The sequence below is a fragment of the Pseudomonas hamedanensis genome, assembly GCF_014268595.2.
Classification (GTDB): domain Bacteria; phylum Pseudomonadota; class Gammaproteobacteria; order Pseudomonadales; family Pseudomonadaceae; genus Aquipseudomonas; species Aquipseudomonas hamedanensis.
This window is the reverse complement of the sequence record NZ_CP077091.1, coordinates 2,471,831-2,487,332: the sequence shown is the minus strand read 5'-3', so window position 1 is coordinate 2,487,332 and position 15,502 is coordinate 2,471,831. Positions and strand designations below refer to the sequence as shown.

Sequence of the window (15,502 nt, the reverse complement as noted above, 5' to 3'; positions counted from 1 at the left end):
CCTTTCTACACTGCGGCTATTCCGGGGAGCAGGGGGCAATGGATGAACCGCAATGAACTACGCAAGGCCGACATCAACCTGATGGTGGTTTTCGAGACCCTGATGCTGGAGCGCAACGTGACCCGGGCGGCCGAGAAACTGTTTCTCGGTCAGCCGACCATCAGCTCAGCGCTCAACCGCTTGCGCACCATGCTTAATGATCCGCTGTTCATCCGCGTGGGCCATCGCATGGAGCCGACGGCTCGTGCCGAAGATATCTACCGCCACCTCAAGCCCGCGCTGGATTCGCTCTCGGTCGCGCTGAGCCTGACCCGTGATTTCGACCCGGCTGTCAGCACCATGACCTTTCGCATCGGCCTGTCCGACGACGTCGAGTTCGGCCTGCTGCCGCCGCTGTTGCGTGCGTTGCGTCAGGAGGCGCCGAACGTGGTGTTTGTCGTGCAGCACGCCGACTACTGGCGAATTCCCGACCTGCTCGCCGCCGGTGACATCACCGTCGGCATCAGCCAGACCCGCGGCCTGCCGGCCAATGCCAAGCGCAAATTACTGCGGCACATCCAGCCGAGCATCCTGCGTGCCGACGCCAGCGAGCACCCGCTGACCCTCGATGAATATTGTGCGCGTCCGCATGTGCTGGTTTCCCACACGGCCAACGTCAGCGGTTACGCCGATGAGTGGCTGGCAGAGCTGGGCCGAACTCGTCAGGTGGTGTTGTCGGTGCCGCAATACAGCGCATTGCCAGCGCTGCTGGCCGGCACGGACCTGATTGCCAGCCTGCCGGATTACACCGCCGCGGCGATGGCGGCTTCGGGGCTGCTGTTCAAGGAGTCGTTTCCGTTCAAGACGCCCATGCTGGATCTGTCGATGGTCTGGCTCAGTCACGTCGACAGCGACCCGGCCGAGCGCTGGCTGCGTTCGCGCCTCGAAGCCTTTATGAGCGAACGGCCGCTGATTGCGTCCTGAATTTCAACACGACTACCTGTAGGAGTGCGCCCTGTGGCGAGGGGATTTATCCCCGCTGGGCTGCGCAGCAGACCCGGATTTTTTAGGGCCGCTGCGCGACCCAACGGGGATAAATCCCCTCGCCACAGGGCGCACTCCTACAGGAACGGTGCCAGGCTCGCGGCAATAATCCGTCGCAAACAGCAGGACAACGTTGTGCTATATGTACACCCTTTCTGCCCATTGAATGGAGATCTGCAATGCCACACCTGCACATGGAATACACCGCCAATCTGCCGCAGTTGAACGCCGACGTTGCGTTGATCCGGCTCAATAACACGTTGGTGGGGTCCGGTCAGTTCGGGGCGGAATTCGATATCAAGAGCCGCGCGGTCAAGGTCGAGACCTTCAAGGTGGGCACGGCCATGGGCGAGCGTGCGTTCATTCACGTGAAGCTGGCGCTGCTCAGTGGTCGTTCGCCGCAGATCAAAAAACAGTTGTCGCAGAGTCTGCTTGCCGTGTTGCAGGACCTCTGCGAATGGCCGGCCGGACTTGAAGTGCAACTGTGTGTCGAACTGGTCGACATCGATCGCGAGTCCTACAGCAAAACCGCAATCGGCGTTTGAGGCTCAGGCCGCTTCCAGCTCGCTGCACACCTTGATCACCTGCTCGCGCAGCCAGACGTTGGCGCTGTCCTGATCGGCGTTCTGGCTCCACTGCATGTCTAGGGTAAAGCCCGGCAAGCCGTTCGGCGCTTCGCAGTGATTGAACACCGCCTCGTTGGTCAGCAAGCGCTGGATCCGTCGCGGCAGGGTGAGAATAAAGTCAGTGCCGGTGATCATCTTCAACGCGGCGCTGTAACTGTTGGAGCGGGCAACAATCTGGCGTTTCTGCGCCTGCCGCGCCAGCCAGCCGTCGACCATGTTGGTGGTCGACAGCCACGGCGTCGGGAACACATGGCGACGCTCGGTGAACGCTTGCAGGCTCAGGCGTGGTTCCAGCGGCGTGGCGCGTTTGTCGAAGACACAGACCAGATCATCTTCCAGCAGCCTGCGCGATTTCAGATCGGCGTGGTGACGATGGAAGTTAGGGCCGAAACTGATCACCAGATCGAGGCTGCCATCGCGCAACTCATCCGCCGGCACATCGGTTTCAAACTTGTGCACGTTGACCATCACCGGCAAGTCATCGAAGTCGAAACGCTTCAACAACCGCGGCAGGATCAACTGCTCGAAATATTCCGGGGCGCAGATGTTGAAGGTGACTGCCTGTTGCGTGGGGTCAAATGTCGGCGCCCCGGCGTGGCACAGGTTGATGCTCTCGAGGATTTTCTGCACATGGCTGTACATGCTGCTGGCCTTGTAGGTCGGGCGCATGCCGGTGCGGGTATTGATGAACAGTTCGTCTTCGAAACTGGTGCGCAGTTTCTTCAGGCAATAACTGACGGTGGACTGACTGACAAACAGCGTTTCCGACACATCGGTGACGCTGCTCTGCTCATACACGGCGATAAACACCATGAGGTCCTGCATGTCGAGCTTTCGAAGCAAGTTACTGTTCAGCATCCGTTCCGTCTCGCTGTGCTCCTTGCGCTGATACCGCGCAAACGTGTGCGAACGATCCTAGCGGAACGATGGTGCCAGGAGAAACCCCTGTAGGGCATTTCACGGACAGTTGTGAGACAGAAACTTTTAGCAACACGACGTCATCGAACAAAGCGCTAAAACATGGCCAGAGGCCTGCAGCCTGATCAGCGAAAGTGTCGCCGGTAATACCGTGGATCGAAGCGCAGCGTCATCAGCAGCATCACCACCATCACCAAGGTCAACGACCACCAGGCCCATTCGAAACTGCCCAGTCGGTCGCGGATCAGTCCGGCCAGTAGCGGCGAGAGGCCGGCAATCAGGTAACCGATGCCTTGCACAAACGCGGTCAGGCCACCGGCGCGTTGCGGATCGTCGAGGTGGTCGAGCGAGACGATCAGGCTCATCGGAAACAAGCCGCCGATGCCCAGGCCCAGCAGGCACGGCCACAGCAGGCTGAGGGACTGCGGACTCAGGATCAAGCCACAGAAACCGCCGATGATCAGGCCGAGCAGCGCTGCCAGCACCCAGCGTCGATCGCGGCTGCGATTGGCGATGGCGGGCACTACCAGGCCGGAAATTACCTCCATGGCGGTCAGAAAACCCAACAGCAGGCCGGCGTTTTGTTCGCTCCAGCCGTTCTCCACGTAGTACGGCGCAAGCCATGCCAGCACACAGGTGTAGGACGCCGTTCCGAGACCGAAGAAGATTGCCAGCAGCCAGGCGCGGGCATTGCTGAACAGGGCATCCTGGCGGGGCGCCTTCGCCGTGGGCGACGCCAGGTTGTGGCGTTGCGACCAGACGAACAGCAGCGCGAGCAAGGCCAGCGCCGCCCAGATCGCCAGACCGCTGCGCCATTGCCCGGTGTGCGCCAGCACCAGCGGTGCGAACGAGGCGGCAATCGCCGCGCCGCCCATGATCGAGGTGACATACAACCCCATGCACAGCGCAACGCTGTTGGGGAAGCGCGACTTGATCAAGGCCGGCATCAGCGCCTGAATCAGCGCGATGCCCAGACCCGCCAGCACCGCGCTGGCGATCAACTCGGCGGCCGAGTCGACCAACAGGCGCGACAGGGTTGCCAAGCCGATGATCAGCAATGACAGCAACAGCGTTCGCTGTTCGCCCAATCGCCGAGCGATGCCGAGGCCGACAAACATCGCCAGCCCCATGGCCATCACTGGCAGCATGGTCAGCAGCGACGCGACACCAAAGCTCAACGCAATGTCGCCGCGAATCGCCGAGAGTAACGGCCCGACCGCTGCCATCGAAGGACGCAGATTGAGCGCGACCAGCATGATCGCGAGCATCAGCCAGACAGCGGGGCGGGCGGTGGTGCGTACGGTTTCCATCTTCGGGCCTTTGAACAGGAGGCCGACGATTAGGCGCGGCGAGCGCTGGCGCAAGCAAATCAGAAAATCCCGAGCCGCACCTAAAAAATCGATATCACGCCGCCCCCTTGTAGGAGTGAGCCTGCTCGCGATAGCAGTCGGTCAGTCACCACTGCTTTATCTGAACCACCGCTATCGCGAGCAGGCTCACTCCTACAAGGAACTGTGAACGGTCCTGAACTGAATAAAACCTGAACCATTCTCAAATACTTGCAACGTTCCATTGTTATTACCTCGCTCCAACTAATCATTGGCATCTTTTTCACGAAAAATTGATCCGCGCCTGCCTAAAGTTTGTCATGCCTCGGTGAATGAAATTTTCACAATTAACGAGACTCTTCTTTCAGGAACTGTCACTCATCATGTTGAAGTTAAAAGCCGTGCGCCCGGAATGGGTGACGTTGATCGCCAGTGCCTTTCTGTTGCTCGGTTTCAATTTCGTGCTCTGGCAGCACCTGACTGACATCACCGGCACCGAGGGTAAAGGGATTGCCCTGCGCGTGGCGTTTGCGGTGATGATCTTTGCCGCGTTCAACCTTGTCCTGACGGTGCTGGCTGTTCGACCGCTGCTCAAACCACTGCTGACCGCGATCTTTCTGGTCAGCGCGGGTGTCGCGTATTTCATGAGTCAATATGGCGTCATGATCGATGCCGGCATGTTTCGCAACTTTGCCGAAACCAATGTGACGGAAGTGCGCGATCTGCTCTCGTTAAAGTTGTTTGCTTATATTGTCTTGCTCGGAGTTTTACCGTCCTGGTTATTATGGAAAGTACCGGTCGACTATCGCCGCTGGCACCGTGAGCTATTAAGTAAGGTGATTGTCAGTGTCGCCTCGGCAGCGGCGATCGGGGGTGTCGCGCTCGCCAACTATCAGGGCCTGTCCTCACTGTTTCGCAATCACCACGAAATACGTTTGATGTTGGTGCCGAGCAACTACATTGGCGCGTCGGTTGGCTACCTGCGTGAGCAGGTCGTTTCGGCACAGCAACCCTTCGTTAAGATCGGTGAAGATGCCCAGCGTAATCCCGAGGTGAAGCTGCAACCGCGTCGCTCCCTGACCGTACTGGTGGTGGGTGAAAGTGCCCGTGCGGAAAACTTCGGCATTCTTGGTTATCACCGCGACACCACGCCGCAACTGGAAAAAGAAGCCGGGCTCATTGCTTTTACCGACGTGCATTCCTGTGGCACGGAAACCGCCGTTTCGGTGCCCTGCATGTTTTCCAACATGGGGCGCAAGAACTACGACGCGAGCAAGGCGAAGAACGAAGAAGGCCTGCTTGATGTTCTCCAGCGGGCCGGGATCGACGTGATCTGGCGCGATAACCAGTCTGGGTGCAAAGGCACCTGCGATCGGGTGACGGTCCAGGATGTCAGCAACCTGAAAGATCCGGCGCTGTGCGCCAACAGTGAATGCCGCGATGAAATCCTGTTGCAAGGGCTTCAGAGTTTTATCGATCACCTGGACAAGGACACCGTGCTGGTCCTGCATCAGATGGGCAGCCATGGCCCGGAATACTTCAAACGTTATCCGAAGGAGTACGAACACTTCACGCCGGTGTGTGAAAGCAACGCGCTGAACAATTGCAGCCGTGACAGTATCGTCAACGGTTACGACAACACGCTGGTGTATACCGATCATGTGCTGTCGAGCCTGATCGATGTGTTGCGCAGCAATCAGGACAAGGTCGATACCGCCATGTTGTATCTGTCCGATCACGGCGAATCCCTGGGCGAATACAACCTGTTCCTGCACGGGACGCCTTACATGTTGGCGCCGGAGCAACAAAAGCATGTGGCGATGCTGGCGTGGTTCTCCGACAGCTATCAAAAGGCTTATTCGGTCGACACTCACTGTTTGCAGATGAGCCGCGACAAACCGCTGAGCCAGGACAACCTGTTCCATTCCACGCTTGGCCTGCTGGAGGTGCGCAGCAAGGTGTACGAGCCGGATCTGGACCTGTTCGCCGGTTGCCGCGGCGCGGTGATCGACGGCGTGCTGGCCACGGAGTGAGGGGTTTTCGGCCCGTGACGTCGATGCGGCGGGCTTTTCCATTCTGGCTGTCAGACTATTCTTGCTGACAGGCAAGACATTTCCTTACAGCTCTTGCCCTTCAAAGGCGCGTAAATCGCCGGTGGCGATATATACTGCGCGCCATTCTTCAAGGGAGAGCCGTGTGGCTATCGATATTCACTGGATTCGCGACAACGAAAGCCTCGCGCAGTTTTGCGCCGAGTGGCAGCAACTGCCGTTCGTTGCCCTCGACACCGAATTCATGCGGGTCGACACCTTCTACCCGATTGCCGGCCTGTTGCAGATCGGCGACGGCAAACGCGCCTACCTGATCGATCCGTTGACCATCAATGCCTGGCAGCCGCTGGCCGCGTTGCTGGAAAACCCGGCAGTGCTCAAAGTGCTGCACGCCTGCAGCGAAGACCTCGAAGTGCTGTTGCGCCTGACCGGCAGCCTGCCGGCGCCGTTGTTCGACACGCAATTGGCCGCGGCTTACCTGAACCTCGGTTTCTCGATGGGCTATTCGCGGCTGGTGCAGGAAGTGCTTGGCATCGACCTGCCCAAGGGCGAGACCCGCTCCGACTGGCTGCAACGTCCGCTGTCCGACACGCAGATCAGCTACGCCGCCGAAGACGCCGTGCACCTGGCCGAAGTGTTCGTCGAGCTGCGTCCCCGACTGTCCGACGACAAGTTCGCCTGGGTACTGGAGGACGGCGCCGAACTGGTCGCCAACCTGCGTCGCGAAACCGATCCGTACGAGGTCTATCGCGAAGCCAAGCTGGCGTGGAAACTGTCCCGTGCGCAACTGGCCGTGCTGCGTGAGCTGTGCGCCTGGCGTGAACGCGAAGCCCGCGCTCGCGATTTGCCGCGTAACCGTATCGTCCGCGAACATTCGTTGTGGCCCCTGGCCCGCACGCAGCCGGATAATCTCGCGGCGCTGGGCAAGATCGAAGACATGCATCCGCGTACCGTGCGTCAGGACGGTCAGTTTCTGCTTGATCTGATCAAGCGCTCTGGCAGTGTGGGGCCTGATCAATGGCCGCCCGCCGTGCCGGAGCCTTTGCCGATCGAAGCGGCGGCACTGATCAAACAACTGCGCGCATTGGGTCAGGCCGAGGCCGAGCGCCTGGGCATCGCCCCGGAACTGATGCTGCGCAAGAAAACCCTCGAAGCCTTGGTCAAAAGCGGCTACCCCGAGGGTCCTTACCAATTGCCCGATTCGCTGCGTGGCTGGCGCCGCGAATTGCTGGGTCAGAAGCTGCTCGACAGCCTGGCCACTGCCGGAGAACAGCCTTGAAACGTATTTGCTCCATCTACCAAAGCTCCAAGCGCAGCGGCATGTACCTTTATGTGCTTAAAAGCGATGCGCTTGAGCGCGTGCCCGAAGCGCTGATGCTGGCCTTCGGCAAAGCCAGACACGCTTTTGACCTGGTGCTGTCGCCCGAGCGCAAACTCGCCAGCGAGGACATCGTCGTGGTCCTGGAAAACCTCGACAAGCAGGGCTACCACCTGCAAATGCCACCGGCAGAGGACGAGTACATCGAGCACTTGCCCGAAGAGTTGCTGCGACGCAACGACCCGGTCTGATCCGCGAGGCCCTGTTCTGGGCCTCGGTTAACCCTGGAACTGTTTTTACCGCGATGGCCGCCCTGAGTCTGGCGGCCGTCTGCTCGGTTTGCGAAAGGTTTGAAGATGCGCGTTCTGATTGCCGAACACGACCACGCGATATACGCCCGGCTGCTGCGTCAGGCACTGCCTGAAGCTGAAGTCCTGACCAGCGGTGATTCCGCCGAGCTGGCCCGTCAGGCCGCCGATTGCCCGGTGTGGCTGGGCCAGCCGGATCTGCTGGCCACCCTGTTGCGTCAGGGCCATCAACCGCAATGGCTGCAATCGACCTGGGCCGGCATCACGCCGCTGCTCGCCGACGGTTTGCGCCGCGATTATCGCTTGACCCGCGCGGTGGGGATTTTCGGTCAGGTCATGGCCGAGTACGTCCTCACTTACATTCTCGGCCACGAGCGCGAAGTACTCGCGCGACTGGTCAGCCAGGTCGAGCGCAAGTGGGACAACCGCAGCGGCCAGAGTCTGGCCGGGCGCAAAGTGCTGATCGTCGGCACGGGCGACATCGGCCAGAGCGTGGCGCAATTTCTGTTGCCGTTCGGCATCGAGTTGTACGGCATCGCCAGCAGTGCCCGGCAACAGGCACCGTTTGTCGAAGTCGGTTCGATGGCTGATCTGCCGCGACTGGTGGGCGAGGTGGATTATGTGGTCAATCTGCTGCCCAACACCGAACACACCCACGATATCTACGACGCGGCGCTGTTCAGGCAATTCAAGCCGACCGGGTTGTTCATCAATGCCGGGCGCGGCGTCGCCGTGGTCGATGCCGATCTGGTCGAGGCGTTGAAAGAAGGGCACCTGGCGGGCGCGGTGATCGACGTCTGCCGTCAGGAGCCGTTGCCACAACGCCATCCGTTCTGGACCGCGTGGGGCTTGCTGCTGACCGGGCACAGCTCGGCGCCGACGTCACCGGCGTTGATGGTGGATTTGTTTGTGCAGAATCTGAAGGCGTATGAAGCGGGCGAGGCGTTGCGTGGGGAAGTGGATTTCACTCGCGGTTATTGATCGACCGCCCATCCCATTGTGGGAGCGAGCCTGCTCGCGAAGAGGGCGTGATCGTTCCCACGCTCCGCGTGGGAATGCAGCTGGGGACGCTCTGCGTCCCATTGGAACGCGGAGCGTCCCGTGAGGCATTCCCACGCGGAGCGTGGGAACGATCAGCCACTACGGTCTCAGAGGGTGAAGTCACCTTCAGCCACCAGTTCGCTCAACGGACGACGCGGGCTGGGCGTTTCACGGGCTTGCAGGTACTCCGCCAGCGTTGCCTTGTCACCCAGTTTGCCCACCGCCACCATTGCGTGCAGGGCGTACTCCTGGGGAATGTTCAGTTCCTGGCGGGTCAACGCCTGATCGAAACCGGCCATGCCATGGGTGTGCCAGCCGCTGAGGCTCGCTTGCAGCGCCAGATGGCCCCACGCCGAACCGGTATCGAACGTGCTCCACAGTGCCGGGGTTTCTTCGGTCGCGCCCGGTGCGGTGAAGGTGGTTTTGGAAATGACGATCACCAGCGCCGAGGCGTGCTGCGCCCAGCTGCGGTTGAACTCATTGAGCAGACCCAGATAGCGTTCCCAGTTCGGCGTATCGCGACGTGCATAGAGAAAACGCCACGGTTGCGAGTTGTACGCCGACGGCGCCCAGCGCGCGGCTTCGAAGAAGCTCAGCAGGGTTTCTTGCTCGATCGCTTCGCCGGTGAAGGCACGCGGCGACCAGCGGTCAGTGAACTGCGGGTGAATGGCGTAATCGGCAACGCGAGGGTTGGCACTCATGCACGGATTCCTTGCAACGGTTGGATATAGAAGTTCGTCGAAAAACCCTACTGGGCGGCGCCTGGGCTGACAAGCGGATTTACCGACAGTCGCCAACGCTTGGCCCCCGCGTTCGCTGGCACTAGACTGGCGGCCTTTTCACCACCTGATGTTGATGCTTGAGCCATGGCCGCCAAAGTCGAACCGTTCTGGATACGTAAAACCCTCGATCAACTCGACCACGAGGAATGGGAATCGCTGTGCGACGGCTGTGGTCTGTGCTGCCTGCAAAAACTTGAGGATGAGGAAGACAACAGCGTCTATTACACGCGCATCGCCTGCAAACTGCTGGACCTGAAAACCTGTCAGTGCAGCGATTATCCGAACCGCATGCAGTTCGTCCCGGATTGCATCCAGCTCACCCCGGGGCAGGCTGAAGAATTCAAATGGCTGCCGCCGACCTGCGGTTATCGTCTGGTCAGCGAGGGCAAGGATCTGCCGTTATGGCATCACCTGGTGTGTGGCGACCGCGACGCGGTGCACCATGAGCGGATTTCCCAGTCCGGACGGATGCTCGCCGAAGGCAGCGTGCCGGAGGATGACTGGGAAGATCATCTGATTTTTCGCGCGGGTTAATAGTTGAAAGATTCGAAGCCGCTATCGCGAGCAGGCTCACTCCTACAATTGGAATGCGTTCCCATGTAGGAGTGAGCCTGCTCGCGATGGCGTCATACGCTTCACCGCAATATTTGGCTCAAACCCCGGCTTTCGGCGATTTCAGCGAATCATTGCCGGTGACGGTTGCCGTTTCGGTGGCCACCTCGGCATTGGTTTTCAGCTTGTTCAGTTCTTCCCCGGCCCGCTCGATTTTCGCTCGCACGTTATTCATGTCCTGACGGCTCTTCTCCAGCAGACTTTTCGCCGAACAATGGCCGGTAATACCACGGGCGACCGCCATGCCGCCGAGCGCGACCTGAATCAAGCCGAACACGCCGCCGCGGCGCAGGCCCTTGCCGAGCATGATCACGCCGCCGGTCAACGAACCAATGCGTTCCCAACCGTGGACGTTCTGCTGCGATGGCGTCTGAAACGGGGTGGTTTCGATGCGTTCAACGCGTTTGAGCTCGCTCATGATCTATCTCCAGGCAGTGTGCGATTGATAGATAAGCTGACTGCCGGGGCGCTCAGCTCGTTCCATCGGATGTGCGGCGTTTCAGCGGAATTTTGGCCCGGAGCGGGTGTTCAAGCCCTTGGCCATGCGGTCGTAGAGCACGACGTTGACCGTGGCGGCGAGGTTCATGCAGCCAGTGGTCGGTATGTACACGACGTCTTCGCACCAGTCGCGAATCTCTTTATCCAGCGAGCCGTCTTCAGGGCCGAAGATATACAGGGCGCGGTCGGGGTGGGTGTATTCCGGTAGCGGGCGGGCGCCTTCGACCAGTTCCACGGCCACGGGCACGCAGTTGAGCGGAAGAATCTTCTTCAGGTCGTCGATGCCGATCAACGGGATGTCGTAGTGCACGCGTTTGGTGTCGGTGACGAAGTCGGCGGCGCGTTCATAACGCTTGCCGGTGTAGAACACCGACGCCACGCCGTAGCAGCCTGCGGCGCGCATCACCGAACCGACGTTCTCCGGTGATTTGGGGTTATACAAACCAATGCAGCTGTACCGTTTGTCTGCCACGAGCGGGGTGCCTTCGGGAAAAAGAGGGCGATTATACGGGGATTGGGGGAGGGCGGGCAGATTCGAGATCTGTGGTGTCCAGGAGATCGTTATCGCGAGCAGGCTCACTCCTACTTTTGGAATGCGTTCCCCTGTAGGCCTTCGCCTGCTCGCGATGAGGCCCTTACGGCCAATGAAGATCTTCAGTCTTCTTTTTTCATCAGGCCAGCAAGGGCCGCAAACGGATTATGCGTCGCCTTGGCAATCTTCGGCGTGCTCAGCGAGCCCTCGCCGAAATACTGCTGGTCGGTATAACGCGAATGTTCATTGTCGTGGCAGTACAGGCACAACAGCTCCCAGTTCGAACCGTCCTGCGGGTTGTTGTCGTGGTTGTGGTCGCGATGATGCACGGTCAGTTCGCTCAGGCGCTTGCCGGAAAATTCACGGGCGCAGCGGCCGCACACATGCGGGTACATTTTAAGGGCCTTGTCGCGGTAGCCCATTTCCTTGTCGCGCTGGTTGTCGGCAAGGATGCGATCCAGTTTCGACGTGTTGGTGGGGGTGGACGAACTCATGGGTTCACCTTTGTAAAAAAGACGGATGACGGTTATGCGCAGAGTTTAGCTCAGCCCTTGAGCTTCTCGGCAATCCAGATCGTGTGCCGTGTGCCCTTGTTACCGTGGGCGAAGACCTGGACTTCTTCGGCCTTGAAACCGGCCTTCTTCAATTTGTCGGAAAATTGCCGGTCGGCGCTGGCCGACCACACGGCGAGCATGCCTTTGGGGCGCAGTGCCTTGGCACAGGCATTGAGCCCGGCGGCGGAATACAACCAACTGTTGGCTTTCTGGGTCAGGCCTTCGGGGCCGTTGTCGACATCGAGCATGATCGCGTCAAAGCCGCTCGGCTCGCTTTGCAGCACGTTGGCGACATCGTCCTGACGGATCACCGTGCGCGGATCGAGCAGCGGACGACCGGACTTTTCGCCGAGCGGACCGCGATTCCACTCGACCACACCGGGCACCAGTTCAGCGACCACCACTTCGGCGGTCTTGCCCAAGTGCTTGAGCGCCGAGGCGAGGGTGAAGCCCATGCCCAGCCCGCCGATCAGCACGCGCGAATTCGGCCGCCCGGCGACCTTGCGGCACGGAATCTCGGCCAGTGCGTCTTCCGAACCGTGCATGCGCGTATTCATCAGTTGCCCGCCGTCGCCGCCCTGGATCTTGATGACGAAATCCTCGCCATACTTGAACAGGCACAGGGCACCGCCGCTTTCAGGGATCGGCGTGGTGTCGAGCAGAACGAAACGTTTCATGGAAATCTCTACAAGGGGGGAAGGCAAGCAGGCGCGTTGGGAGTAGCCTGAACACAGACTAAGGCCAAACGGAGCCCTTGATGAAGCGCACCATTCTAACGGTCATTACCCTGGCCGCGCTCGCGATTACTGCAGTGCAGGCCCAGCAAAGCATTCCGGTCAGCCCGACGCCGCAGCCCGGCTCGCCCGGCACCGCGACGCCCACCCCGTATCCACAGATCACCCCGATTACCCTGCCCAAGTCGGGCGCCGGCAGTGGCAGTCCGCCGCTGGTGCCGATCGAAATGCCCAGCCCGCCGAGCAAGGATCAGCCGGTGCCGGGCCTCGAGCCGAACGGCGGCAAGGCTAAATCCCCCGGCGGCTAAACCTGCTGCGCGGCCAATTGACCGTCGGCCATGCGCAGGCGCTTGGACAGCGAGACGGCAAGGGCGCGGATGATCTTGGCGGCAATCTTCGGCGCGTCGTTGAGCATTTTTTCCAGCGAATCCTTGCCCAGGTTCAGTAACTGACAGTTGCTCGCGGCGACGCAGGTGGCCGAACGGCGCTCGCCATCGAGCACGGCCATCTCACCGAAGGCGCGGCCACTGCGCAGCGTGGCCATGGTGATGACCTGACCGTCGGCGCCGGTTTTCTGCACGGCGACCTGGCCGGTGTGGAGGATGCACATGAAACTGCCGGCATCGCCCTCACGGAAAATCGCCTCGCCTTCAGCCACGGTGCTGATGCTGAAATAGCCGGACGCCGCCGCGAAGTCGGCCAGCTGCAATTGATCGAACAGGCCACAGTCCATCAGCCAGTCGCGGATTTCGTTGTTCAGTAGGGTCGGTTCTGACATGTCGATGCGGTCTTTTGGATTTCACATTTTTAGGCGTTACACAGTCCCTTGTAGGAGTGAGCCTGCTCGCGATAGCGGTGTGTCATTCAAAATCACTTTGGCTGACACACCGCTATCGCGAGCAGGCTCACTCCTACATTGGATCTTCGGTGGCTCGGGTCTGGTGTTAAGACCCAAGCCACCGACAGAGTTCCTCAGGCAATCCCCAAAACCTTGAACACAAACGCATATTCGAGCGCTACGTCACGTAATCCCTGATAGCGCCCGCTCATCCCGCCATGGCCTGCGCCCAGCTCAGTCTTGAGCAACAGCAGGTTGTCGTCGGTCTTGGTCGCGCGCAATTTCGCCACCCATTTGGCCGCTTCCCAGTACTGCACGCGGCTGTCGTTGTAGCCGGCGATCACCAGCATCGGCGGATAATCCTGCGCGGTGACGTTTTCATACGGCGCATAAGCCTTGATCCGATCATAGACCTCCGGTTCTTCCGGGTTGCCCCATTCGTCGTATTCGGTCACGGTCAGTGGCAGTTCGGGGTCGAGCATGGTGTTGAGCACATCGACGAATGGTACTTCGGCAATCGCCACGCCGAACAGGTCCGGACGCTGATTGAGCACTGCGCCAATCAGCAAACCCCCGGCGCTGCCGCCGCTGATCGCCAGTTGTTCCGCTGTGGTGATGCCGTTGAGAATCAGAAATTCGGCGCAGGCGATGAAGTCGCTGAAGGTGTTGTGTTTATGTTCCTGCTTGCCGGCGCGATACCAGGCTTCGCCCAGCTCACCGCCGCCCCGCACGTGGGCAATGGCGAACGCCATGCCGCGATCCAGCAAGCTCAGGCGCGCGTGGGAGAACCATGGATCGAGGCTCGAACCGTACGCGCCGTAACCGTACAGGTACAGCGGCACCGCTTGGCCGACCATCTCGCGTTTCATGACCAGGCTGATCGGCACCTGCGTGCCGTCCGGGGCGCTCGCCCACAGGCGCTGGCTGACGTAGGAATCGGCGTCGAACGGGCCGAGGACCGGAGTTTCCTTGAGCACGGCTTGCTCGCCAGTGGCGAGGATCAACTGACGCACCTGGGCCGGACGATTCAACGCTTCGTAGCGCAGGCGAATGCGATCGCTGTCGAATTCCAGGCTGTTCTGCACATAAAGGCTGTAGGCCGCGTCCGGCAATTGCACGCGATACGGCGCCAGCCCCTGCGGGTGAACCTCGATGATCGGCAGGCCGCCTTCGCGCAGACTGAGGGTCATGGCCCGGGTGTTGAGGCTGACGCCGTCGAGCATCACCTCGTCGCTGTGCGCAATCAGGTTCTGCCAGTCGGCCTCGCTCGGCGGCACGCCGGTATCCGGTGCCTGATACAGGGCGAAGTTGATACCGTCGCGGTTGGTGCGGATAAACCAGGTCCACTCGCCGTCGAGCAGGCCGTGGTCGACATCGTATTCGTGATCTTCGACCCGTGGCGCCAGGCACGTGAACGGCAGGTGCGGCTGATTGGCGTCCAGCACCCAGACTTCGCTGGTGGTCTTGCTGCCCAGCGTCAGCAGCAATTGCTGCTCGGAGCTGGCGCGATAGCAATGCAGGAAAAAGCGCCCGTCCGCTTCGTGGAAGACTTCTTCGGCGGCGGTGCCATCGAGGCGGTAGCGGAACAACTTGTGCGGGCGGTGGGTGTCGTCAAGCACGCCGAAAAACAGGGTCAGGCTGTCGTTGGCCCAAGTCATGCTGCCGTCGCAGTCTGTGAATTCCAGCTCGCTGACCTTGTCGCTGGCCAGTTCCTTGACGAACAGCGTGTAGACCTCATCGCCCGAGGCATCGACGCTGTAGGCCAGACGCTGGTGATCGGGGCTGATGCTGAACGCGCCCAGCGAAAAGAAGCCACCGTTGGCCAGCTCATTCGGGTCGAGCAGCAGTTGCTCGCGGCTTTCGTCCAGCGTCAGGCTGTCGTCCGCCGGACGCGGGCAGCGGTAATGCCGAGCGTATTCGTCACCGGCCGTGGTGCGCGTGTAATAGAGATACGGCCCCCACGGCGACGGCAGGGACAGGTCGGTTTCAAGAATCCGCCCCTTGATCTCTTCGAACAGGCGCTCGCGCAACTCGGCCTGATCGGCGGTCTGCGCCTCTTGATAAGCGTTTTCGGCCTTGAGGTAATCAAGCACCGCGTCGGTGTCGCGTTCCTGCAGCCAGGCATACGGGTCGACGCCGGCGGCCCGGTGGGCAATCGGGGCAGTGATGACATTGGCGGATTGGGGCATGGAAGGCTCTCGGACAATATACAAATAGGGTTTTTCGCAGCACTTGAGACTGCCGCAAACCCTGTAGGCCTTCGCCTGCTCGCGATAGCGGTGGGTCATTCAAATCAATTCTGACTGATACACCGCTATCGCGAGCAGGCGAAGGCCTAC

Annotated in this window: 17 protein-coding genes; 8 read left to right on the top strand and 9 right to left on the bottom strand. The window is 60.4% G+C overall.

Annotated elements, in window-relative coordinates; translation table 11 throughout:
- Positions 1–42 precede the first annotated feature (42 nt).
- Together HU739_RS10665 and HU739_RS10660 are read left to right on the top strand one after the other, a co-directional pair.
- Positions 43–963, top strand: a complete 921-nt coding sequence (locus HU739_RS10665; RefSeq protein ID WP_186548845.1) for a LysR substrate-binding domain-containing protein — start codon at positions 43–45, stop codon at positions 961–963.
- A 239-nt stretch (positions 964–1,202) separates the two neighbouring features.
- Positions 1,203–1,568, top strand: a complete 366-nt coding sequence (locus HU739_RS10660; RefSeq protein ID WP_186548844.1) for a 5-carboxymethyl-2-hydroxymuconate Delta-isomerase — start codon at positions 1,203–1,205, stop codon at positions 1,566–1,568.
- Between the two features lie 3 nt (positions 1,569–1,571).
- Here the strand turns inward: HU739_RS10660 and HU739_RS10655 are convergent, their stop codons facing one another.
- Positions 1,572–2,507, bottom strand: coding sequence for a LysR family transcriptional regulator (locus tag HU739_RS10655; RefSeq protein WP_186548842.1), 936 nt, complete (start codon positions 2,505–2,507; stop codon positions 1,572–1,574).
- Positions 2,508–2,692: 185 nt separating this feature from the next.
- Positions 2,693–3,877, bottom strand: coding sequence for a cyanate transporter (locus HU739_RS10650; RefSeq protein WP_186548840.1), 1,185 nt, complete (start codon positions 3,875–3,877; stop codon positions 2,693–2,695).
- A 401-nt stretch (positions 3,878–4,278) separates the two neighbouring features.
- On the opposite strand from HU739_RS10650, the gene HU739_RS10645 reads away from it, so the two are divergent.
- The 4 genes from HU739_RS10645 (at position 4,279) to HU739_RS10630 (ending at position 8,553) form a co-directional block, all read left to right on the top strand.
- Positions 4,279–5,928 carry a phosphoethanolamine transferase gene (locus HU739_RS10645; protein ID WP_186548838.1) on the top strand — a complete coding sequence of 550 codons (1,650 nt, stop codon included), beginning with the start codon at positions 4,279–4,281 and terminating at the stop codon, positions 5,926–5,928.
- Between the two features lie 163 nt (positions 5,929–6,091).
- Entirely contained in the window at positions 6,092–7,225 is a 1,134-nt protein-coding gene (gene rnd, locus HU739_RS10640) for a ribonuclease D (protein WP_186548836.1), read from the top strand.
- Positions 7,222–7,515 (top strand): YcgL domain-containing protein, encoded by a 294-nt coding sequence (locus HU739_RS10635; RefSeq protein ID WP_186548834.1) that lies wholly within the window; start codon positions 7,222–7,224, stop codon positions 7,513–7,515. Before rnd ends, HU739_RS10635 begins: the two co-directional genes overlap by 4 nt.
- A 105-nt stretch (positions 7,516–7,620) precedes the next feature.
- A complete protein-coding gene (locus HU739_RS10630; protein ID WP_186548832.1) occupies positions 7,621–8,553 on the top strand; it encodes a D-2-hydroxyacid dehydrogenase in 933 nt (310 codons plus the stop codon).
- 167 nt (positions 8,554–8,720) lie between these two features.
- Here HU739_RS10630 and HU739_RS10625 read toward each other — a convergent pair whose 3' ends face one another.
- On the bottom strand, positions 8,721–9,314 hold the full coding sequence (locus tag HU739_RS10625; RefSeq protein WP_186548830.1) for a nitroreductase family protein: 594 nt from the start codon (positions 9,312–9,314) through the stop codon (positions 8,721–8,723).
- A gap of 165 nt (positions 9,315–9,479) precedes the next feature.
- On the opposite strand from HU739_RS10625, the gene HU739_RS10620 reads away from it, so the two are divergent.
- Complete coding sequence (locus HU739_RS10620; RefSeq protein ID WP_064594159.1) at positions 9,480–9,929, top strand: YcgN family cysteine cluster protein; 450 nt, start codon at positions 9,480–9,482, stop codon at positions 9,927–9,929.
- A gap of 118 nt (positions 9,930–10,047) precedes the next feature.
- On the opposite strand, the gene HU739_RS10615 is transcribed toward HU739_RS10620, so the two are convergent.
- The 4 genes from HU739_RS10615 to HU739_RS10600 form a co-directional block, all read right to left on the bottom strand.
- Positions 10,048–10,425, bottom strand: a complete 378-nt coding sequence (locus HU739_RS10615) for a YgaP family membrane protein (protein WP_186548828.1) — start codon at positions 10,423–10,425, stop codon at positions 10,048–10,050.
- Between the two features lie 81 nt (positions 10,426–10,506).
- Positions 10,507–10,977, bottom strand: coding sequence for an RNA methyltransferase (locus HU739_RS10610; protein ID WP_007911337.1), 471 nt, complete (start codon positions 10,975–10,977; stop codon positions 10,507–10,509).
- A gap of 182 nt (positions 10,978–11,159) precedes the next feature.
- Entirely contained in the window at positions 11,160–11,531 is a 372-nt protein-coding gene (locus tag HU739_RS10605; RefSeq protein ID WP_007944009.1) for a YajD family HNH nuclease, read from the bottom strand.
- A 50-nt stretch (positions 11,532–11,581) separates the two neighbouring features.
- Entirely contained in the window at positions 11,582–12,268 is a 687-nt protein-coding gene (locus HU739_RS10600) for a spermidine synthase (protein WP_186548826.1), read from the bottom strand.
- A gap of 80 nt (positions 12,269–12,348) precedes the next feature.
- Between HU739_RS10600 and HU739_RS10595 the strand changes: the two genes are divergently transcribed.
- Positions 12,349–12,633, top strand: coding sequence for a hypothetical protein (locus HU739_RS10595; protein ID WP_186548824.1), 285 nt, complete (start codon positions 12,349–12,351; stop codon positions 12,631–12,633).
- Here HU739_RS10595 and HU739_RS10590 read toward each other — a convergent pair.
- Positions 12,630–13,103, bottom strand: a complete 474-nt coding sequence (locus HU739_RS10590) for a cyclic nucleotide-binding domain-containing protein (RefSeq protein WP_186548822.1) — start codon at positions 13,101–13,103, stop codon at positions 12,630–12,632. The two genes, HU739_RS10595 and HU739_RS10590, sit on opposite strands and share 4 nt — an antisense overlap.
- Positions 13,104–13,297: 194 nt before the next feature.
- A complete protein-coding gene (locus tag HU739_RS10585; RefSeq protein WP_186548820.1) occupies positions 13,298–15,352 on the bottom strand; it encodes a S9 family peptidase in 2,055 nt (684 codons plus the stop codon).
- Positions 15,353–15,502: the final 150 nt, after the last annotated feature.

Bases quoted from the DNA above. Each gene is read 5' to 3' on its own strand.
- HU739_RS10660 (WP_186548844.1), top strand. From the start codon at position 1,203: ATGCCACACCTGCACATGGAATACACCGCCAATCTGCCGCAGTTGAAC.
- HU739_RS10605 (WP_007944009.1), bottom strand. From the start codon at position 11,531: ATGAGTTCGTCCACCCCCACCAACACGTCGAAACTGGATCGCATCCTT.
- HU739_RS10625 (WP_186548830.1), bottom strand. From the start codon at position 9,314: ATGAGTGCCAACCCTCGCGTTGCCGATTACGCCATTCACCCGCAGTTC.
- HU739_RS10630 (WP_186548832.1), top strand. From the start codon at position 7,621: ATGCGCGTTCTGATTGCCGAACACGACCACGCGATATACGCCCGGCTG.
- HU739_RS10615 (WP_186548828.1), bottom strand. From the start codon at position 10,425: ATGAGCGAGCTCAAACGCGTTGAACGCATCGAAACCACCCCGTTTCAG.
- HU739_RS10620 (WP_064594159.1), top strand. From the start codon at position 9,480: ATGGCCGCCAAAGTCGAACCGTTCTGGATACGTAAAACCCTCGATCAA.
- HU739_RS10590 (WP_186548822.1), bottom strand. From the start codon at position 13,103: ATGTCAGAACCGACCCTACTGAACAACGAAATCCGCGACTGGCTGATG.
- HU739_RS10585 (WP_186548820.1), bottom strand. From the start codon at position 15,352: ATGCCCCAATCCGCCAATGTCATCACTGCCCCGATTGCCCACCGGGCC.
- HU739_RS10655 (WP_186548842.1), bottom strand. From the start codon at position 2,507: ATGCTGAACAGTAACTTGCTTCGAAAGCTCGACATGCAGGACCTCATG.
- HU739_RS10665 (WP_186548845.1), top strand. From the start codon at position 43: ATGAACCGCAATGAACTACGCAAGGCCGACATCAACCTGATGGTGGTT.
- HU739_RS10645 (WP_186548838.1), top strand. From the start codon at position 4,279: ATGTTGAAGTTAAAAGCCGTGCGCCCGGAATGGGTGACGTTGATCGCC.
- HU739_RS10650 (WP_186548840.1), bottom strand. From the start codon at position 3,877: ATGGAAACCGTACGCACCACCGCCCGCCCCGCTGTCTGGCTGATGCTC.
- HU739_RS10595 (WP_186548824.1), top strand. From the start codon at position 12,349: ATGAAGCGCACCATTCTAACGGTCATTACCCTGGCCGCGCTCGCGATT.
- HU739_RS10600 (WP_186548826.1), bottom strand. From the start codon at position 12,268: ATGAAACGTTTCGTTCTGCTCGACACCACGCCGATCCCTGAAAGCGGC.